Source organism: Streptomyces sp. NBC_01077, assembly GCF_045162855.1.
GTDB lineage: Bacteria > Actinomycetota > Actinomycetes > Streptomycetales > Streptomycetaceae > Streptomyces.
The window spans coordinates 7,556,144-7,575,357 of the sequence record NZ_CP108669.1 but is presented as its reverse complement, the minus strand read 5'-3'; the positions used below and the strand labels follow the sequence as shown (position 1 = coordinate 7,575,357).

The window sequence follows — 19,214 nt, the reverse complement described above, 5'->3', positions numbered from 1 at the left end:
GCCGCGGCCCGTCGATCAGCCGAGCTGGCGGCGTACGAGCTCGTGGAACGGACCGCTCGTGTCGGCGAGCAGATCGGCGGGCGGTCCCTGCTGGGCGACCCGGCCGTCCGCCATGACGATCACCCGGTCGGCGTCCATGATCGTGGACAGCCGGTGGGCGATCACGACGCGCGTGGCGCGCAGCGTGCGCGTGGACTCGATGACCACGCGCTGGGCCTCGTTGTCCAGGGCACTGGTGGCCTCGTCCAGGAAGAGGATGCGCGGCTTGCGGATGAGGGCCTGGGCGATCATCAGCCGCTGGCGCTGGCCGCCCGAGACCGTGCCGCCGCCGTCGGACAGCATGGTGTGCATGCCCATCGGCATGGCCTTGATGTCCTCGGCCAGACCGGCCATGGCGGCCGCCTCCCACGCCTCCTCCGGTGCGTACGGCTCGGCCCCGCGGATGCAGTCGAGGATCGATCCGGAGAACGGCTGCGCGTTCTGCAGGACGACGCCGCACTGGCGGCGCACGGCCGCCCGGTCGAGCGCCGCCAGATCCTGCCCGTCGTACAGCACACTGCCCGCGACCGGCCTGTCGAAGCCGATGAGCAGGCGGAGCAGGGTCGACTTGCCGCAGCCGCTGGCCCCGACGAGCGCGACGAACTCGCCCGGCCGCACCTGGACCGACACGTCGTCCAGGACGAGCGGACCGTCCTCGGTGTACCGGTAGGACAGGTTCTTCGCCTCGACTCCTCCGCCCAGCACCCCCGGCTGCGTGCTGGAGCCGCGTACCTCGGGGGTCTCCCGGAAGACCGGCCCGATCTGCTCGAACATCGGCTGTACGGCGGCGGCCGAGATGAGCGCGCCGGTCAGCTGGGTGACCGAGGACAGCAGGATCGTCACGGCGGTGCTGAAGGTGAGGAACTCGGCGGCGGACATGCTGCCCCGGGCCGGTCCCGCGAGCAGCATGAACATCACGAGCATGCACAGCGGCGGACAGACCGCGTTGAGGACCGTGATGACGTTCTTGATCCGGCCGATCCGCTGCTGCAGCTCCCGGGTGCGGGCGAACTCGCGTGCCCAGGCGGCGTAGGCGAAGCTCTCGGCCGCGGCCACGCGCAACTTGGGCAGCCCGCGCAGGGTCTGGAACGCCTGGTTGTTGAGCTTGTTGCCGAGCCCGAGCAGCTGCCGCTGGTAGCGCAGCTGCCAGAGTCCGAGCCCCAGGAAGAGCGAGGCGATGACGAGCAGCATGGCGAGCGCGGCCATGGCCAGCGGCACGCTGTAGAAGAGGAGCAGGACGAGGTTCATCGTGCCGACGGTGCTCGCCTGCAGGCAGACCGAGCCGATGCCGGACAGCACGCTGCGGATGGCGCTCACTCCCATGGCCGCGCTCGCCAGCTCCCCGGTGGAGCTGCCGGTGAAGAACGTCACCGGCAGCCTCAACAGCCGGTCCCAGACGGCTGGTTGCAGCGTGGCCTCGATGCGGCCCTCCACGCGCAGGATGGCGATGTTCTGCAGGAGCATGAAGGCGGCCGAGACGACGCTGGTCGCGATGAGTGCGAGCGCGGTCTGCACGATGAGGCTGTCCTCGGCGTGCGGTACGTACTCGCCGAGGACCTTGCCGGTGGCGACGGGGACGAGCGCGCCGAGGCCGACGGCGACCAGACCGCCGACGAGGAGGCTGCGCAGATCCCCGCCGGTCCCCCGCAGACTGAAGCGGAGCAGCCGCAGCAGGCCCAACTTCCCGTCGGGCAGCGGGCGGTAGAACATGACGGCGGCCGGCTCGAAGGTGCCCTCGTCGGCGCTGCCGACACGCTCCCGGCTGCCGGTGGCGGGGTCGACGGCCTCGTATCCGCCGCGCCGCCACAGCAGGGCGACCGGCGCGCCGTCCTCCTCGCGCCGTCCCACCAGGGGCCCGCTGTTCTCGCGCCACCAGGCCCCGTGGAGGCTGACGACCCGGGTGCGGATCCGAGAGGCGAGCGCGATGCGTTCGACGGGGTCGATCCGCCCGGCGTCGGCGCCGGTCCCGACCGGTTCCGACAGGGTGATGCCCGTCGCGCGGGCCACCAGGCGGCACACGGCGAAGGCGGCGTCATCGGCGGCGGCGCTCCCGCCGCGCCCGGAGGCCCTGCGCGACCGGCCGCCGGAGCGGCCGATGGAGGCGAGCAGCGCCTGGTCCGCCTGGGTACGGGCGGCCTCACCGGCCTCGATGCCGGCCGCCGTGCGGTCCTCATGGGCGCGCTCGACCTGCTCGATCCAGTTGTCCAGGGCGTACAGCAGCCGGTACTGCTGATCGACCATGCCCTGCCACATCGCCCCGTCGACGAGGAGCGCGGCCGCCGTGTCGTACCCGTCGTAGCCCTCGTACACAGCGCTGTACTGGACGCTGCCCGGGCTGATCTGCATCCACAGGATGTCGTCGTCGGCCGCGCCCGGGCCGGCGGTGGCGCGGCTCTCCAGCGGAGCCTGGTAGAGGACGCGCAGGCCGCGCCCGATGCCGAGCGCGAAGGCGTTCTCCAGGGGGCTCAACGGCACCTCGGCGACGCCGTACTCCCCCTGCCCGTATCCGTACTCGCCCTGCCCGTATCCGTACTCCCCCTGCCCGTGCTCCCCCGGTCCGTACGCCCCGTACCCGTACGGCAGCTCGCGCAGCTCGATGCGGCGCAGCAGGCAGCCCTGCAGGGGGCGGCCGATCAGGGTGTGTCCGGGGCCTTCGGCCGGGCCGAGCAGCAGCGTGCCCGGTGCGAGGCGGCCCAGGAAGTGCCAGTGGCCCTCCTGCGCGGCGTCGATCGCGAACAGGTCCAGCTCGCCCTCGACGACGAGCCACAGGACCAGGGGCCCTTCCAGGGACAGGCTGCGCATGTTCGTGCAGTCGACGGGCGAGCCGAGTCCGCCCAGGGCGGCCACGACAGGGTCCACTGCGACGGGTGCGGGGTGGGGGGACGTCACCTCAGTGCTCCTTGACCAGTTCGGCGTACGCGCCCCGCGCGGCGAGCAGGTGCTCGTGGCGCCCGCGTTCGACGACCGTGCCCCGGTCCAGGACGACGATCTCGTCGCTGTCGCGGACGGTGCTCAGCCGGTGGGCGATGACCACGCAGGCGCAGCCGCGGCGCCGCAGGTTGTCGATGACGAGGCGCTCGGTCGCCGCGTCCAGGGCACTGGTCACCTCGTCCAGGACCATGACGCTGGGGCGGCGCACCAACGCCCGTGCGATCTCCAGGCGTTGGCGCTGGCCGCCGGAGAAGTTGCGGCCGTCCTGCTCGACCCGGCTGTGGATGCCGCCGGGGCGGCGCGCGATCACCTCGTACACGGCGGCGTCCTCGAGGGCGGCCACGACCGCCTCGTCGGGGATCGAGGGGTCCCACAGCGCGACGTTGTCGCGGACGGTGCCCTCGAAGAGAAAGACGTCCTGGTCGACGAAGGAGACGGAGGCGGCGAGCGCGCCTCGCGGGATGTCCTCGAGCCGCATGCCGTCGATGCGGATGGTGCCCTCCCAGGGCGCGTACAGGCCGGATATCAGCCGCGAGACGGTGGACTTGCCGCTGCCGGAGCCCCCGACGAGCGCGACCTGCTGCCCGGGGCCGACCGAGAGCGAGAAGTCCTTCAGGAGCGGGGCGTCGAGCGGGCTGTAGCCGAAGGTGATGCCGTCGAGGACCACGTGGCCCTTGAGGCGGCGGGTGGCGGCGGCGGGCTCGCGCCGCGAGTAGAGCGGGTCGACGGGGAAGTTCTCGACGTCCTTCAGGCGGGCGACGTCCGCCGCGAAGTCCTGGATGCGTCCGGCCACACCGTTGAGGCGGGTGATCGGCGCGGTGAAACTGGTGACCAGCGCCTGGAAGGCGACGAGCAGTCCGACGGAGAGGTGACCCTCCACCGCGCGCAGGCCGCCGATCATCAGGATCAGCGCGCTGTTGAGCGCGGCGAGGGTGGGGGCGACGATCGCCAGCCACATGCTGGGCACGCCGAGGCGCTGCTGCACGTCGAGGGTGACGGCGTGCTGGCCCGCCCAGCGACGGAAGAAGCCGTTCTCGCCGCCGGTGGCCTTCATCGTCTCGATGAGCTGCAGGCCGCTGTACGAGGTGTTGGTCAGCCGGGCGCTCTCGGCGCGCAGCTTCTGGGTGTCGGTGGCCCTCACATGGATCACGATCCGCATGGCCACGACGTTGAGCAGCGCGATGCCGATGCCGACGACCGTCAGCTGAGGGTCGTACGTCCACAGGAGCACCGCGTAGAGGACCACGACCACCGCGTCCACGCCGGCGGCGGCGAGGTCCCGTGCCAGCGTCTCGGCGACCGCGTCGTTGGACTGCAGGCGCTGGACCAGGTCGGCCGGGTTGCGCTGGGAGAAGAAGGCGACGGGGAGTCTGAGCAGATGCCGCAGGAAGCGGGCGCTGCCCAGCGTGGAGGAGATGATGCGGCCGCGCAGCAGATTGGACTGCTGCAGGGAGGTGAGCACCGCCGTGAGGACCAGGGCCGCCGCCATCGACGCGAAGAGCACGCCGAGCAGGGACGTCTGCTCGCCGATCAGGAACATGTCGATGTACGTACGGCTCAGCGCGGGCACCGCCGCGCCGACCACGACGAGGAGGAGGCTGGCGAGCACGGCGGCGAGCAGGGTGCCCGACGTGCCGCGCAGGCGGGCCGGCATCGCGCCCATGACGCCGGGCCTGCGCCCGGTGCGGCGGAAGCCCTCGCCGGGCTCGAAGGTGAGCACGACGCCGGTGAAACTGGTGTCGAACTCGTCCATGGGGACGAACCGCCGGCCCTTGGCCGGGTCGTTGATGTACACGCCCCGGCGGCCGAGGCGGCGCCCGATGCCCTCGTAGACGACGTAGTGGTTGAACTCCCAGAACAGGATGGCCGGGGGGCCCACGCCGGCGAGCGCGGCCAGATCCATCTGCATGCCCTTGGCCTTCAGGCCGTAACCGCGTGCGGCCTTGAGGAGGTTGCTGGCGCGGGACCCGTCGCGGGAGACGCCACAGGCGATGCGCAGCTCCTCCAGGGCGACGAACCGGCCGTAGTGACCGAGCACCATGGCGAGCGCGGCGGCGCCGCACTCCACGGCCTCCATCTGCAGCACGGTGGGGGTGCGTACGGGGCGGGGCGTACGGCCCTTGGGGACGGGCCGGCGCCGCCGGGGGTTCCGGCCGGCCGGCTCCGGGCGGCGGCGACGGGCACCGCCCTGGGGCGCGGGACGGCGGCGCCGCTGCCCGGCGGACGGGAGCGGGGAAGTCGTGTCGGGCGACGCGGTCACGGGCGGAGCCAATCGAGCTGGGGAGTCGTGTCGGGCGACGCGGTCACGGAAGCAGCCAATCGACAGGGCGCTGCGCGGCGAGGTGGACGGTTCCGGTGACGGGTGTCGTGGAGTCGACGGCGTACGGGGGCCCGTCCGCCGAGGACCACCGGTAGCCGGACGGGGTCGCGGTCGAGCGCTCCAGTTGTACGAGCACCGCGACGGGGTTGCCCTGCCGGGCGAACTGCGCGGCGAGCCCGCTGTCGCCGAGGAAGCCGCTGATCTGCGCCGGTGTCTGGGGGGCGCGGCCGACCGCCTTGACCCGGCCGCGCAGTACGCCGAACCTCTGCTGGGGTGCGGACTGGACGCCGAGGTCGACCTGGGCGCCGACGGGGATCGACGCGCCGCTGCCGCCGGGCACGTAGAGCATGGCCACCAGCGGGTCGTCCGGGTTCTTCACGCGTTCCACGGTCGCGACGTCGGCGCCGGTGGTGACGACGAGACCGGTCTTGGCGAGGAGGGTCGTCACCCGCCCTCCGTCGACCACGCGGACGTCCCGGTCCCCCTGACCCGTCCGGACCCTGAGGAGGGGTGCGCCCGGGGACACCAGCTGGCCCTCCTCGGCGAGGACCGCGGTGACCTGTCCCGCGAACGGGCTCTGCAGGAGGTAACTGCCCTCGGCACGGGTGAGGACGCCGGGTGCGCTCAGCTTGGGGGACACGGATCCGGTGAATGCCCAGAAGCTCGCGGCGGCCATGACCACGACGGTGACGGCCAGCACGAGCCGGCCCTGCGGGCGCGCGAACCGTACGGGCAGGTCGAGTTCTTCGGGCGATTGCAGCTTAGAAAGCGCCTTCTGACGGAACTGCACGGACTCTTCCTTCGACTGCATTCTTTACGGGGCTGCCGAATTGACCGGCCGAAGCCCACCGGCCAAGGGCGTGGCGGGCAGCCGTGAACCCCGGAACGGGAAAGCGTTCCGGGGTTCACGGATATACCGCTCAGATACCGGCGATACCGACGTTGACACCGGCGAGGCCGGTGACGACGCCCGGCAGGGCCTGCACGCCCTGGACCGTCTGGAGGGAGGTCACGGTGCCGAGGACGGTGCTGACGTCGCCGACCACGGCGCCGGCGAGGCCACCGGAGATGGAAAGGCCGCCGGAAACGGCGTCCAGCTCGGCGTCGGCGATCTCACGGGTCTCGATGTCGTTACGCATGTGGGCGCACCCTTCAATTCATGTGAATGTTTTATCCCGGCCGGAATCAAGCACCGTTCCGACGGCAGCCGCGATGTGCAGATGTAAGCACGCGAACGGGTTGCCCGGCCAACCGAGTTGACGTGCCGTGGCACACGAATTCATCACCGAAACGAAGGGCGTTTCGATCTATTTGACAGATCACCGGCAGATCGCCACAGGTTCTCCGCAGGATCGAGTAACAGAAATCGACCCTCTGTCGCGCCGGCGGAACGCAAGGGGACATAGACCCCTCAAACGGCGGGAGTACGGCCGGCGCACGGCGGAACGATGTAAGGGGAAGGGTTCCCTCCACTCCCACCATGTGAAGATTCGCCGGAGCGACGCTCGGTGAGGACGTCGACACAGCAGGTGTCGACCGAACCCCGAGCGCCGCTCCGGCGAAGCGGACCTCGCCTAGGACGCCGTCGCCTTCTCCGTAGCCGGAGCGGGGGCGGTCGCGGACTCGGACTCGGACTCGGGCGCAGGCGCGGGCGCGGGCGCGGCAGCCGGGTGGGGCGCGGCGCGCCCACGCAGACCCAGGCCCGCGATCACCGCGACCAGGGCGAACGCCGTGGCACCGATCCAGAAGGTGAGGGTGAAGCCGGACTCCGCCGGCAGGGGCGGGACCCCGGCCGGAAGGTGCTCGATCGTCTGCGAGGCGAGGATCGTGGTGACGACCGCGCTGCCGATCGCGCTGCCCGTGGAGCGGGAGATGGAGTTGATGCCGTTCGCGATGCCGCTCTGGTGGTGCGGGACGCTCGACATGATGACGGCCGGCATGGCCGCGTAACCGAAGCTGACGGCCGCGCCGACGACGACCCCCGCTCCGATCACCGACACCGTGTGGCCGTGGTCGAGGGCGAGCCAGGCGAAGCCGACGGCGCCGAGGCCGGCGGCCAGCGCGAGGGCCGTGCGCGGGCCGCGGTGGCGGACCAGCTGACCGCCGATCGGGGAGGCGAGCAGCGAGACGATCGCGCCGGGCAGCAGGAACTGGACCGAGGCGCGCAGGATGGAGGCGTCGAAGCCGTAGCCGGTGAGGGCCTCGGGCATCTGGACCAGGTACGAGACGCCCAGGAAGTTCGCGAACATGCCGAAGCCGACGAGGATGCCGGCCAGGTTGGCCATGAGCACGGGACGGTGGACGAACATCTTCATGTCGACGAGCGGTTCGCGGACCTTCTGTTCCGTGAGCACCCAGACGACGGCCATGACCGCCGCGCCGGCGAAGCTGCCGAGCGTGCGGGCCGAGGCCCAGCCCCACTCGTGGCCCTGCGAGATGGGCAGCAGGAGCAGCAGCAGGGTGATGCCGAGGGTCAGCGCGCCGAGGAAGTCGGTCCGGCCGCCCGTCTTGTGGCGGGTCGCGGGGACGAGGAAGACGACCGCGAGCAGGGCGAGCGCCGCGAAGCCGGTCGCCATCCAGAAGGCGCTGCGGTAGTCGGCGTCGGAGCCGGAGGTGAGCAGGCCGGTCGCGACGAGCGCGAGGCCGCTGCCGAAGGCGAGGGTGCCGCTGACCAGCGACATGGCGCCGGGCAGCTTCTGCGGCCTGACCTCTTCGCGCAGCACGGACAGGGCGAGCGGGAAGATCGCGGTGGCGGCGCCCTGGAGGACGCGGCCGAGGATCAGCAGGGGCAGCGAGGTCGCGAGGGCGGCGACGACGGAGCCGACGACCATGACGCCGAGCACGGCGACCAGGGTGGGCTTCTTGCCGTGCTGGTCGCCGAAGCGGCCGAGCAGCGGGGTGAAGACGGCGGCGGAGAGCAGCGTGGCGGTGGTCACCCAGCTGACGTTGGCGGTCGAGGTGCCGAGGTCGGTGCGGATGAGGCCGAGGATCGGGACCGGCAGGGTCTGCATCATCGAGACGACCATGGCGGCGAGGCTCAGGGCGAAGACGATGACCGTCTCGCGCCGCGGATCGGCGGCGGACGGCGTGGGGGCGTGGCTCATGGCAGAGGAGGGCCTTTTCAGTGCTTCGGCAACGTCGGCGCTTCGGAGCGTCACTGCTTCAGATCGTCGATGTTTGATGTCATCAAGTACTTCGTCGACGTTAGACCGGGATACTTGAGGTGGTCAAGTAAACAATTGATAATGTCAAGTGTTCTGAGTACGCTCGACCCATGAGCGCGACGACCTCCCAGACCCCCACCAGGCTCCAGCTCATGGAGCTCCTCGCCGCCATCGGCACGGCCCAGTGGCGCGACTTCGCGGCCGCCGCGGCCCACCACGGTCTGACCTCCACCCAGGCCAAGGTCCTCGCTCAGCTCAACGGCCCGCTGCCGATGCGTGCCCTCGCCACCCTGCTCGTGTGCGACGCCTCCAACGTCACCGGCATCATCGACCGCCTGGAGGCCCGCTCCCTGGTCCGCCGCGAGCCCGACCCCTCCGACCGCCGCGTCAAGAACGTCGTGGCGACCGACGAGGGCCGGGACATCATCCGCCGCGTCCGCGAGGAGATGCAGGCCACCAGCGGGGCACTCGACACCCTCGACGCGGACGAGACCACCACCCTCTACGCCCTGCTGGCCCGCCTGCGCCCGGGCATGGAGAAGAACGCCTGACCGCAGGACGGTCGGGCGCTCTTGCCAGATCCTCGGAACAGACCCCGGCTGCCGCTGACGCGACCGGTGTCCGCTGATTCGCCCGCTGTCAGGGGCTCGTCGTCGAGACCGCGTAGACCCGGGGGAACGCCGGGTCGGTGAGGTCGACCGTGAGGTCGGTCGTCGGGCGCGGTTTCTCGTGCTTCACCGTCGTGCCCGCCCAGTTCATGCCCTCGGCGAAGGTCCAGCCCGCGATGTCGGCGTCGCGTTCGCCGACGGTGATCCGGCCCGGGGTGAGTTCCGCTCGGCCGGTGCCGGACTCGGCGAGGAAGCCGTCGAGGCCGGCGGCGGTCGTCGTGAACTGGACGTACAGCCGGCTGGTCTTCCAGTTGCTGGTCTCGTAGTAGGCGACGTCCCAGGCCCCGGCGGGGACCGGGACCTCGAAGACCCGGCGCTTCATCAGCGAGGGCCAGTTCGTCTGGAGGCCGGCCGCCGAGGACTCGCGTTCCTTGTCGCGGCCGCTGTCGCGGCTCTGACCTGCCGAGATGACGAGATAGCCGGCCGGAATGCCCACGAGCAGCACGATGATGATCGCCGTCAGCCAGCGGCGGCGGATCATGTGGCGCCGGTCCTCGGGCAGCTTGTCCTGCGGGGTGCGCGGAGGGGTGGACTGGTGGGGCACGGTCATGAAGGCGGGTCCTCGGGGGTACGGGCGGCCCGGCCCGAGGTCCCGTTGCGCAGGGCCTGGGCGTAACGCTCGTACCGTTCGTACCGCTCCACCCGGCGCCGGTTGGCGCGGCGGAAGCGGCGGGCGACGAGCCGGGCGAGGTCGGCGGCGCCGACCATGCCCGCCTCGGGGCCGAGCTGGGCGCGGATGATGCGGGCCTCGGGGCGGTAGCCGCGGCCGGTGAGGTGGCGGCGGAAGGAGTCCCTCGCGGGGCCGATGAGCAGGTCGTCGGCGGCCGAGACGCCGCCGCCGATGACGAAGCAGGAGGGGTCGAGGGCGGCGGCGAGGTTGGCGATGCCGACGCCGAGCCACTGGCCGATGTCCTGGAACAGCTCGATGCACATGGCGTCGCCCTCGCGGGCGAGCTCGGTGATGAGCGGTCCGGTGATCTCGGGGACGTTGCCCTTGACCCGTTCGATGATCCCGTACGCGACCGGGGAGTCGGCCGCGGCCAGCTCGCGGGCCTCGCGGACCAGGGCGTTGCCGGAGCTGTACTGCTCCCAGCAGCCGCGGTTGCCGCAGGGGCAGCGGTGGCCACCGGGGACGACCTGCATATGGCCGAACTCGCCGGCGACCCCGTACTTGCCGCGCTTGACCTGGCCGCCCTCCAGGATGGCGCCGCCGATGCCGGTGCCGAGGGTGATCATGACGAGGTGGTCCTCGCCGCGGCCGGCGCCGAAGCGCCACTCGGCCCAGGCGGCGGTGTTGGCGTCGTTGTCGACCATGACGGGGACGGCGAGACGGCTCTGGAGGGCGTCCCGGAGGGGCTCGTTGCGCCAGGCGAGGTGCGGGGCGAAGAGCACGGTGGCGCGCTCGGCGTCCACCCAGCCGGCCGCGCCGATGCCGACGGCGTGCACGTCGTGCCGGTCGGAGAGGTCCAGGACCAGTTCGACGATGGTGTCCTCGACGACCTTGGCGCTCTTGGACTTGTCCGGGGTCTCCGTGCGGAGCTTCTCCAGGATGTTGCCGTCGGCGTCGACGACACCGGCCATCACCTTCGTACCGCCGATGTCGATGCCGACGGTCGGCACCCGGGGCGCCGTCAGATGGGAGCGCCGCTCCCGGGTGCCGACGGTCCGCAGCACGGTGCCGCGGGCGGAGCCCCTGGAGCCACCCCCTGCTCGCAGAGCTTGGGGGAGCGCGCGGTCGCGGTAGGTACTCATCGGCTCCGATTCTGCCAGGTGGGGTGTCAAGGGGCCGTTACATCATGGACGGGCGCGGGAGGAGACCGTCACGTTCCGGACGGACGCTCCAGTTCGTGGCGGAGGTCCTCCAGCTCGGTGCCGCCGGCCATCTGCCGGGTCAACTCGTCGAGTGTGACGGAGCCCTTGGTGTGGCTGCCGGCCATCACCCCGCGCTTGAGCAGGACGAACCGGTCGCCGACGAGGTAGGCGTGGTGCGGGTTGTGGGTGATGAGAACCACGCCGAGCCCCTGGTCGCGGGCGGCGGCCACGTACTTCAGGACGACGCCGGACTGCTTGACGCCGAGCGCGGCGGTCGGCTCGTCGAGGACGAGGACCTTGGCGCCGAAGTGGACGGCCCGGGCGATGGCCACGCACTGCCGCTCGCCGCCGGAGAGGGTGCCGATGGGCTGGTCGACGTCGCGCAGGTCGATGCCCATGCGGAGCAGCGCCTCGCGGGTGGTCCGTCGCATCAGGTCGACATCGAGCCGCTTGAAGGGGCCGGAGCCCTTGGTGGGCTCGGAACCGAGGAAGAAGTTCCGCCAGACCGGCATGAGCGGGACGACGGCGAGGTCCTGGTAGACGGTGGCGATGCCCCGGTCGAGGGCGTCGCGCGGGTTGGCGAGGGTGACCTCCTCGCCCTCGATGCGGAAGGTGCCCGCGTCGTGCCGGTGGAGTCCGGCGACGATCTTGATGAGGGTGGACTTGCCGGCGCCGTTGTCGCCGAGGACGCAGGAGATCTCGCCGGAGCGGACCTCCAGGGAGACCCCTTCGAGGGCGCGGATGTTGCCGTAGTACTTGCTGACGTCGTCGAGCTCGACGAGGGGAGCGGACTCGGTCTTCGTGGCCGTCGTCACTTGGTGGCCTCCACGCGCTTGCGGATCCAGGCGTTCAGCAGGGTCGCCAGGAGGAGCATCGCTCCCAGGAAGAACTTGAACCAGTCCGGGTTCCACTCGGCGTACACGATGCCCTTGCTGGTCATGCCGAAGATGAGGGCGCCGACCGCCGAGCCGATGGCGGAGCCGTATCCGCCGGTGATCAGACAGCCGCCGATGACGGCCGCGATGATGTAGATCAGCTCGTTCCCGACGCCTTCGCCCGACTGGACGACGTCGAAGGAGAAGAGCAGGTGCTGGCCGGAGATCCAGGCGCAGAACGCCACGCCCATGTAGAGGCCGATCTTCGTCCGGTAGACCGGGACGCCGACCGCGCGGGCCGCGTCGGCGCCGCCGCCGACCGCGAAGATCCAGTTGCCGAAGCGGGTGCGGAGCAGGATCCAGGTGGCGAGCGCGACCAGGCCGAGCCACCACAGGATGGTGACCTTGAACTCGACGCCGCCGATGGTCACCTGCGAGGCGAAGAGCTTGCGGGCGGAGTCGAAGCCCTCCATGTCGGCGATGGTCTTGGTGGAGACGGTGCCGCTGATGAGCTTGGTGAGGCCCAGGTTCAGGCCGGTCAGCATGAGGAAGGTGCCGAGCGTGATGATGAAGCTGGGCAGCTTCGTACGGGTCAGCATGAAGCCGTTGAAGACGCCGATCGCCAGGGTGACGAGCAGCGAGACGCCGACGCCGACCCAGACGTTCGCCGTCATCTGGTAGCTGAACATCGACGAGATCAGGGCCGAGCTGGTGACCATGACACCGGCGGACAGGTCGAACTCGCCGCCGATCATGAGCAGCGCGACCGGGACCGCCATGATGCCGATGGTGGAGGCCGCGTAGAGCACGGTCCCGAGGCTGGACGGGTTCAGAAAGCTGTCGGCCGCCACCGAGAAGAAGACGAAGACGGCGATCGCGCCGACGACCGAGCCGAGCTCGGGGCGGGCGAGCAGCTTCTTCAGCGGGGTGGTGCGCAGCAGCCGCTCGTCGACGTGGTCGATGCCGGAGGGGCCCGAGGGTCCGGACACCGGGGCGGTGGAACTCATCGGGTGCCCCGCTCCGCGTACTCGACGAGCTTCGCGGCGTCGTCCTTGGTGATGATCTGCGGGCCGGTCAGGACCGGCTTGCCGCCGCCGAGGACGTTGGCGTTGTAGCGGTACAGCCAGAGCAGGTCGACGGCCTCGTAGCCCTGGAGGTAGGGCTGCTGGTCGACGGCGAAGCCGAGGGTGCCGGCCTGGAGGGAGGTCGCGACCTTGGCGTTGAGGTCGAAGGTGTCGATCTCGGCCTTGCTCCCGGCGCTCTTGGCGGCCTGGACGGCGGCATCGGCGAAGGGGGCGCCGAGGGTCACGACGGCGTCCACGTCCTTGTCGGACTGGAGCTTGGCCTCGATGGAGGCCTTGACGTCCGGCATGTTGGTGCCGTCGACGTAGAGGTTGACGAGCTCGCCGTCGAAGGTCTTCTTCGTTCCGGCGCAGCGCTGCTCGTGGCCGACGTTGCCCTGCTCGTGCAGGACGCAGAGCGCCTTCTTCTTGCCCCGCTTGTCGAGCTCCTCGCCGACGGCCTCGCCGGCGACGGTCTCGTCCTGGCCGATGTGGCTGAGCGCCCCGTACGCCTTGGACTGCGCGGCGCCCGAGTTCACGGTGATCACCGGGATGCCCGCCTTGACGGCCTTCTCGACGGCGGCCTTCATGGCGTCGGGCTTGGCGAGGGTGACGATCAGACCGTCGACGCCCTTGGCGACGTACGAGTCGATCAGCTGCGCCTGCTGCTGGGCCTCGTCGCTGTGGGCGTAGAGGAAGTTGATGTTGTCCTTGACGGCGGCCTGCTTGGCGCCCTTCTGGACGATGTCCCAGAAGGTGTCGCCGTCACCCGAGTGGGTCACCATGGCGAAGGTCCAGCGGGGGGTGTCGACGGCCGCCCTGCCCTGGGCCTCGGCGGCCTTGCGGGCGTCCTCCGCCCGCTTTCCGCCGGTGCTGCTGCACCCGGCGAGCGCCCCTGTGAGCGCGAGCGCGAGCACGGCGCCGACTGCGGCGCGTACCCCTCCTGTCCGAAGCCTGGTCACGAGGCCGTGCCCTCCTTTGTGTCCTTCTGCGTGCATTGCAGTCGTGCATTGCAGTATCGGTCATGCGGGTCGTGGCGCTTGTCAGGGGGCCTGTGTCCGGCCCCTCCCGCCGGTGGGGTACGGCCTACGGACGGACCATCAGCTGGAACTCGAAGGAGTAGCGGGTGGCCCGGTAGAGGTGGGAGCCGTACTCGACGGCACGGCCGGTGTCGTCGAAGGTGACGCGTTCCATCGTCAGCAGCGGGGCACCCTCCCGCTCGTCGAGCAGCGCCGCCTCGGCGGCGGTCGCGGCGCGGGCGCCGACGGCCTGGCGGGCGCTGTGCAGGGTGAGCGCGGCGGAGCGGAGCATCCGGTAGAGGCCGGTGGTCTCCAGGCGCGCGGTGTCCGGGTCCACGAGCCCGGCGGGCAGGTGGTTGCGCAGGTACGCCATGGGCTCGCCGTGTGCGGTGCGGAGCCGTTCGAGGTAGTGGACCTCGCTGCCCTCGGGGATGCGGAGGGCCGCCGCGACCTGCCCGGTCGCGGGTTCGACGCGGTTGACCAGGACCCGGGTGGCGGGGAGCTGTCCGGCGGCGTCCAGGTCGTCGTACAGGCTGCTCAGCTCCATCGGCCGGCGGACGGTGCTGTGCACGACCTGGGTGCCGACGCCCCTGCGGCGGACCAGGAGGCCCTTGTCGACGAGGGTCTGGATGGCCTGGCGGACGGTGGGGCGGGAGAGGCCGAGGCGGGTGGCGAGGTCGATCTCGTTGCCGAGGAGGGTGCCCGGGGTCAGCGTCCCGTTCTCCACGGCGCTCTCCAGCTGCTGGGCCAGCTGGAAGTAGAGCGGGACCGGGCTGGTGCGGTCCACGGAGAGCGGGGGCAGGGAGGAGCCGGACTGCTTGGACACGGGGGGAGCGTAGCCCGGTGCGCAGATGACGGGAAGTCGTGACGTCCGGTTGTCCTGACAAATCCTTGACACCGGGGGCGGGCGGCTCCACGGTGGGGCCATGCGCATCGGACTCATCGGTACGGGACGGATCGGGAGCTTCCACGCGGGTGTGCTGGCCCGCCACCCGGAGGTCGAGTCGCTGGTCGTGGCGGATGCGGTCGCCGGCCGGGCGGCCGGGGTCGCGGGGGCGCTCGGCGCGGAGGCCGCGGCGGACGTCGGTGCACTGTTCACGCACGCCCTGGACGCCGTGGTGATCGCCTCGGCGACGGCGGCGCACGCGGAGCTGATCGCCCGCGCGGCGGGCGCCGGACTCCCGGCCTTCTGCGAGAAGCCGATCGCCTTGGACGTGACGGCGACGGCGACCGCGCTCACGGCGGTGGCGGAGGCCGGTACGGAGCTCCAGCTCGGCTTCATGCGGCGCTTCGACGCGGGGTACCGGGCCGCGCGCGAGGCGGTGCGCTCGGGGCGGCTCGGCCGGCTGCACACCGTACGGGCGGCGACCTCCGACCCGGAGCCGCCGCCTGCCGCGTACCTTCCGCTCTCCGGCGGTCTCTTCCGGGACTGTCTGGTGCACGACTTCGACATCGTCCGCTGGGTGACCGGGCGGGAGGTCGTGGAGGTGTACGCGACGGGGTCGGACGCGGGCCCCGCGATGTTCCGGGAGGCCGGGGACGTGTCCACGGCCTCCGCGCTCCTCACCCTGGACGACGGCACGCTCGTCACGGCGACGGCGACCCGCTGCAACGGCGCCGGGTACGACGTCCGCATGGAGCTGGCGGGCGACCTGGACCAGATCGCGGTGGGCCTGGACGACCGCACCCCGCTCACCTCGGTGGAACCCTGGGCGTCGGCCTCGCCGGGGAAGCCCTGGCCCGGCTTCCTGGAGCGGTTCGCCCCCGCGTACGAGGCGGAGCTGGACGCCTTCGTACGCCTGGTCCGGGGCGAGGCGCCCAACCCGTGCGACGGGCGGGAGGCCCTGGCGGCGCTCCGCATCGCCGAGGCGTGCGAGCGCTCGCGGCGGGAGCGTCGTCCGGTACGGGTGGACGACATCCCCCGGGCCGGCCCGGCCTGACCGGCACGACACTCCCTGGCGAGCCCGGCCCGATCCACAAGGCACTCCCCGGCAGGCCCGGCCTGACCGGCACGACACTCCCTGGCGGGCCCGACCCGATCCACAAGGCACTCCTCGGCGGGCCCGGCCCGATCCACACGACACCTCCCTAGGCGCCGGCCACCGTCACCACCGGACCGGGAGGTGCCGGACTCCGCGCATGAGGAGGCCGGGGAGCCACTCCCAGGGCTCGCCCTCGGGGTCGAGTTCGAGGCGGGGGAAGCGGTCCAGGAGCGTCCGGAGCGCGATCCGGCCCTCGAGACGGGCGAGCGGGGCGCCCAGGCAGTAGTGGATGCCGTGGCCGAAGGCCAGGTGGCCGCGGGTGTCCCGGCGGATGTCGAAGCGGTCCGGGTCGGCGAAGCGTGCCGGGTCGCGGTCGAGCGCCCCGATGCCGACGAGAACGCTCTGGCCCGCCGGGATCTCGGCCCCGCCGAGGGTGACGGCCTCCCGCGTGAAGCGGAAGGTGCCGGTCTCCACCGGACCGTCGTACCGCAGGGATTCCTCGATCGCCCCGTCCAGGAGGGCCGGGTCGGCGCGCAGGGCGGCGAGCTGCTCGGGGTGGGTGAGCAGATTACGGACGGTGTTGGCGATCAGGTTGACGGTCGTCTCGTGACCCGCGATGAGCAACAGATAGGCCATGGCCCGGAGTTCGGGCCCGGAGAGCCGGTCGCCGTCCTCGGCGCGGGCGGCGATCAGGCCGGAGAGCAGGTCGTCGGCGGGGCCCGCGGCCCGCTTGTCCTCGATGAGCTCGTCGAGGTAGGCGGCGAAGGCCTCCATGGCCTCGGCGATGCTCCGGTCACCGGTGGGGGTGACGAGCTCCGTCGACCAGCGGCGGAAGGTGTCGCGGTCCGCCGCGGGGACCCCGAGGAGCTCGCAGATGACGGTGATCGGCAGCGGGTACGCGAAGGCGTCGACGAGGTCGGCGCGGCCGGCCGGTTCCATCGCGTCGGCGAGCTCCGCGGTGAGCCGCTCGATGCGGGGGCGCAGGCTCTCCACCCGGCGGCCGGTGAACTCGCCCGTGACGAGGCGGCGCAGTCGGGTGTGGTCGGGCGCGTCCGCCGAGAGGAGGTGGACGCCGATGATGTCCTCCTCCGGCGGCCGTATGCCGATCACGGAAGGGGACTTGGCGAGCCTGGGGTCGGTGAGGGCCGCGCGCCCCTCCTCGTGGCCGACGACCAGCCAGAACTGGAAGCCGTCGGGCATCCGTACCTCGTGGACGGGACCGGCCTCACGGAGCTTCGCGTAGTAGGGGTACGGGTTCGCGGTGAAGTCCGCGCCGTACTCCCCCAGTTCGATGACGGACATCGGATCACCCTAGCCGACCGGTCCGGGACCTGACCGGTCAGTTCTGGTCGTCCTCGCCCAGGAGGCCCGCGTCGTGGACGAGGAGGGCGATCTGGACGCGGTTGTTGAGGCCGAGTTTGGCGAGGACTCGGGAGACGTGGGTCTTGACCGTCGGCACGCTCATGTACAGCTCGGCGGCGATCTCGGCGTTGGAGAGTCCGCGGCCGACGGCGACGGCCACCTCGCGCTCACGGTCGGCGAGTTCGGTGAGGCGGCCGGCGGCCGCGGTGCGCGGGGACTGTTCAGGCTGCCCGGCGACATGGGTCATCAGCTGGCGGGTGACGGCCGGGGAGAGCACCGGGTCCCCGGCGGCGACCCGGCGGACGGCGGCGACGATCTCGGCCGGCGGGGTGTCCTTGAGTACAAAGCCCGCGGCACCGGCCCGCAGGGCACGCAGCACCTGCTCGTCGGCGTGGAAGGTGGTGAGGACGACGACCTCGGGGGCGCCGGGCTCGGCGCGGAGGCGTTCGGTGGCGGTGAGCCCGTCCACGTGCGGCATGCGGATGTCCATGAGGACGACGTCGGGGGCGTACCGGGCGACGAGTTCGGGGACCTCGCGGCCGTCGGCGCCCTCGCCGACGATCTCCAGATCCTCGGCACCGCCGAGCATGAAGGTGAGGCCCGCGCGGACCAGGGGGTCGTCGTCGACGATGAGCAGCCGGATGGTCATGAGGGCCACGGTAGCCAGGCGTGGAGGGCGAACCCGCCGTCGGGGGCCGGTCCGTGTTCCATCCGGCCGCCGGCGAGGGCGGCTCTTTCCGTGAGTCCGATGAGGCCCTGGCCGGAGCCGGGGACGTGCGGGACCGGTCCGGCGGGTGCCGGGTTGTGGATGTCGACGGTGAGGCCCTCTCCGGGGCGGCCGCGCACGGTGACGGTGACCGTGGTGCCGGGGGCGTGCTTGCGGGCGTTGGTGAGGCCCTCCTGGGCGATGCGGTAGACGGTACGGCCGGTGGCGGCGGGCACGGCGGCCGGTTCGGCCACGGTGGTGTCGAGGACGACGTCCGCCCCGGCCTCGCGGGATTCCTCGATCAGTGCGTCGAGGGTGGCGAGGGTGGGCTGCGGCCGGTCACCGTCGCCGTTCTCGCCGGGCGCGCGCAGCACGCCGATGATCTCGCGGAGGTCCTGGAGGGCTTCGTGGGCGCTGTCGCGGATGACCCCGGCGGCGCGGGCGACCTGCTCGGGCGGGGCGTCGGGCCGGAACTCCAGGGCTCCGGCGTGCACGCTGAGCAGGGTGAGCCGGTGGGCGAGGACGTCGTGCATCTCGCGGGCGATGGCCTCGCGGGCGAGCCGCTGGGCCTGTGCGGCGCGCAGTTCGGCCTCGGCCTCGGCGCGGCGGGCGCGTTCCCTGAGGGCCTCGACGAGCTGGCGGCGGGAGCGGACGAGCATGCCCCAGGCGGTGACGAGCAGGATGAGGGTGAAGCCGAGGGCGATGGAGAGCCCGGTGTTGGTGGTGGGGTCGGGCCGGATGAAGGCCTGGGCGGTGGAGGCGGCGACGGCGAGCGCGCCGATCGCGGCGACCTCGCGGAAGGGTTTGCGTACGGCGACGCTGAAGAGGCTCGCGAGGAGGGCGCCGGCGGCGACCGGGGCCACGATGTTGAGCAGCGAGAGGGCGATCGCGAGCCCGGCCGGCCAGCGGCGGCGCAGCCAGAGGGCGCAGCAGGCGGCGGCGCCCAGGAGCTGGTCTACGAGGGTGACGGCCTCGCTGGTGTACTGCGCGCTGGTGTCGGCGGCGAGGAGGCCGACGAAGGCCGCGAGGAGGAAGAGCGAGGTGTCCACGATCCAGTCGCGGACGGTACGGCGGGGCCGCGCCGCCCCGTTCCCGCCCGGTTCGACCAGGTGGGAGGGGAGCAGCCAGCGCTGCCGGTCCGTACGAGTCATATCGGCAATGTACGCAGCCGGGGGCGCCGGGCGGGGCATCGGCGGCCGGGCCGGTACCGAAGTCGCGGAGGTCGGTACTTTGGTCGCGGTGACCGTGGACCTGAGGCGGACGCGGCCGGTCCCC

16 protein-coding genes are annotated in these 19,214 nt (G+C 71.9%); 2 read left to right on the top strand and 14 right to left on the bottom strand.

The features are described from left to right. Positions 1-15 precede the first annotated feature (15 nt). The 5 genes from OG462_RS34270 to OG462_RS34250 all read right to left on the bottom strand — a co-directional run bounded on the left by OG462_RS34270 (position 16) and on the right by OG462_RS34250 (position 8,394). On the bottom strand, positions 16-2,928 hold the full coding sequence (locus tag OG462_RS34270; RefSeq protein ID WP_406063721.1) for an NHLP bacteriocin export ABC transporter permease/ATPase subunit: 2,913 nt from the start codon (positions 2,926-2,928) through the stop codon (positions 16-18). A gap of 1 nt (position 2,929) precedes the next feature. After that, positions 2,930-5,230 (bottom strand): NHLP family bacteriocin export ABC transporter peptidase/permease/ATPase subunit, encoded by a 2,301-nt coding sequence (locus OG462_RS34265; RefSeq protein WP_406063719.1) that lies wholly within the window; start codon positions 5,228-5,230, stop codon positions 2,930-2,932. A gap of 43 nt (positions 5,231-5,273) precedes the next feature. After that, positions 5,274-6,080: a hypothetical protein gene (locus tag OG462_RS34260; protein ID WP_406063717.1), complete on the bottom strand. Its 807-nt coding sequence runs from the start codon at positions 6,078-6,080 to the stop codon at positions 5,274-5,276. A gap of 130 nt (positions 6,081-6,210) precedes the next feature. Then, positions 6,211-6,429 carry a hypothetical protein gene (locus OG462_RS34255; protein ID WP_406063715.1) on the bottom strand — a complete coding sequence of 73 codons (219 nt, stop codon included), beginning with the start codon at positions 6,427-6,429 and terminating at the stop codon, positions 6,211-6,213. A 435-nt stretch (positions 6,430-6,864) separates the two neighbouring features. Continuing rightward, positions 6,865-8,394, bottom strand: a complete 1,530-nt coding sequence (locus OG462_RS34250) for an MFS transporter (protein WP_406063713.1) — start codon at positions 8,392-8,394, stop codon at positions 6,865-6,867. Positions 8,395-8,564: 170 nt separating this feature from the next. On the opposite strand from OG462_RS34250, the gene OG462_RS34245 reads away from it, so the two are divergent. Then, the gene (locus OG462_RS34245) at positions 8,565-9,005 is read left to right on the top strand and encodes a MarR family winged helix-turn-helix transcriptional regulator (protein WP_406063712.1); all 441 of its coding nucleotides are present in this window, start codon (positions 8,565-8,567) and stop codon (positions 9,003-9,005) included. A gap of 88 nt (positions 9,006-9,093) precedes the next feature. Here the strand turns inward: OG462_RS34245 and OG462_RS34240 are convergent, their stop codons facing one another. The 6 genes from OG462_RS34240 to OG462_RS34215 all read right to left on the bottom strand — a co-directional run bounded on the left by OG462_RS34240 (position 9,094) and on the right by OG462_RS34215 (position 14,676). Then, on the bottom strand, positions 9,094-9,672 hold the full coding sequence (locus OG462_RS34240) for a hypothetical protein (protein WP_406063710.1): 579 nt from the start codon (positions 9,670-9,672) through the stop codon (positions 9,094-9,096). Beyond that, complete coding sequence (locus tag OG462_RS34235) at positions 9,669-10,874, bottom strand: ROK family glucokinase (protein ID WP_406063708.1); 1,206 nt, start codon at positions 10,872-10,874, stop codon at positions 9,669-9,671. The genes OG462_RS34240 and OG462_RS34235 overlap by 4 nt, the downstream gene beginning before the upstream one ends. A 68-nt stretch (positions 10,875-10,942) precedes the next feature. Next, positions 10,943-11,749, bottom strand: a complete 807-nt coding sequence (locus OG462_RS34230) for an ATP-binding cassette domain-containing protein (protein WP_406063706.1) — start codon at positions 11,747-11,749, stop codon at positions 10,943-10,945. Continuing rightward, positions 11,746-12,816, bottom strand: coding sequence for an ABC transporter permease (locus OG462_RS34225; protein WP_406063704.1), 1,071 nt, complete (start codon positions 12,814-12,816; stop codon positions 11,746-11,748). The genes OG462_RS34230 and OG462_RS34225 overlap by 4 nt, the downstream gene beginning before the upstream one ends. After that, positions 12,813-13,832, bottom strand: a complete 1,020-nt coding sequence (locus OG462_RS34220) for a sugar ABC transporter substrate-binding protein (protein ID WP_406063702.1) — start codon at positions 13,830-13,832, stop codon at positions 12,813-12,815. The genes OG462_RS34225 and OG462_RS34220 overlap by 4 nt, the downstream gene beginning before the upstream one ends. Before the next feature lie 124 nt (positions 13,833-13,956). Beyond that, entirely contained in the window at positions 13,957-14,676 is a 720-nt protein-coding gene (locus OG462_RS34215) for a GntR family transcriptional regulator (protein ID WP_406066834.1), read from the bottom strand. A gap of 139 nt (positions 14,677-14,815) precedes the next feature. Here OG462_RS34215 and OG462_RS34210 point away from each other — a divergent pair, with 139 nt between their 5' ends. Continuing rightward, positions 14,816-15,829 carry a Gfo/Idh/MocA family oxidoreductase gene (locus OG462_RS34210; RefSeq protein WP_406063700.1) on the top strand — a complete coding sequence of 338 codons (1,014 nt, stop codon included), beginning with the start codon at positions 14,816-14,818 and terminating at the stop codon, positions 15,827-15,829. 165 nt (positions 15,830-15,994) lie between these two features. On the opposite strand, the gene OG462_RS34205 is transcribed toward OG462_RS34210, so the two are convergent. From OG462_RS34205 to OG462_RS34195, 3 genes are read right to left on the bottom strand one after another with little or no spacing between them, the layout of a single operon-like run. Then, entirely contained in the window at positions 15,995-17,173 is a 1,179-nt protein-coding gene (locus OG462_RS34205; protein WP_406063698.1) for a cytochrome P450, read from the bottom strand. A 37-nt stretch (positions 17,174-17,210) separates the two neighbouring features. Next, on the bottom strand, positions 17,211-17,882 hold the full coding sequence (locus OG462_RS34200) for a response regulator (protein ID WP_406063696.1): 672 nt from the start codon (positions 17,880-17,882) through the stop codon (positions 17,211-17,213). Continuing rightward, positions 17,879-19,090 carry a sensor histidine kinase gene (locus OG462_RS34195; RefSeq protein ID WP_406063694.1) on the bottom strand — a complete coding sequence of 404 codons (1,212 nt, stop codon included), beginning with the start codon at positions 19,088-19,090 and terminating at the stop codon, positions 17,879-17,881. Before OG462_RS34195 ends, OG462_RS34200 begins: the two co-directional genes overlap by 4 nt. Positions 19,091-19,214 lie beyond the last annotated feature (124 nt).

Excerpts from the sequence above, each read along its gene's own strand:
- OG462_RS34255 (WP_406063715.1), bottom strand. The coding sequence starts at position 6,429 with ATGCGTAACGACATCGAGACCCGTGAGATCGCCGACGCCGAGCTGGAC.
- OG462_RS34195 (WP_406063694.1), bottom strand. The coding sequence starts at position 19,090 with ATGACTCGTACGGACCGGCAGCGCTGGCTGCTCCCCTCCCACCTGGTC.
- OG462_RS34245 (WP_406063712.1), top strand. The coding sequence starts at position 8,565 with ATGAGCGCGACGACCTCCCAGACCCCCACCAGGCTCCAGCTCATGGAG.
- OG462_RS34210 (WP_406063700.1), top strand. The coding sequence starts at position 14,816 with ATGCGCATCGGACTCATCGGTACGGGACGGATCGGGAGCTTCCACGCG.
- OG462_RS34250 (WP_406063713.1), bottom strand. The coding sequence starts at position 8,394 with ATGAGCCACGCCCCCACGCCGTCCGCCGCCGATCCGCGGCGCGAGACG.
- OG462_RS34200 (WP_406063696.1), bottom strand. The coding sequence starts at position 17,882 with ATGACCATCCGGCTGCTCATCGTCGACGACGACCCCCTGGTCCGCGCG.
- OG462_RS34240 (WP_406063710.1), bottom strand. The coding sequence starts at position 9,672 with ATGACCGTGCCCCACCAGTCCACCCCTCCGCGCACCCCGCAGGACAAG.
- OG462_RS34235 (WP_406063708.1), bottom strand. The coding sequence starts at position 10,874 with ATGAGTACCTACCGCGACCGCGCGCTCCCCCAAGCTCTGCGAGCAGGG.
- OG462_RS34225 (WP_406063704.1), bottom strand. The coding sequence starts at position 12,816 with ATGAGTTCCACCGCCCCGGTGTCCGGACCCTCGGGCCCCTCCGGCATC.
- OG462_RS34205 (WP_406063698.1), bottom strand. The coding sequence starts at position 17,173 with ATGTCCGTCATCGAACTGGGGGAGTACGGCGCGGACTTCACCGCGAAC.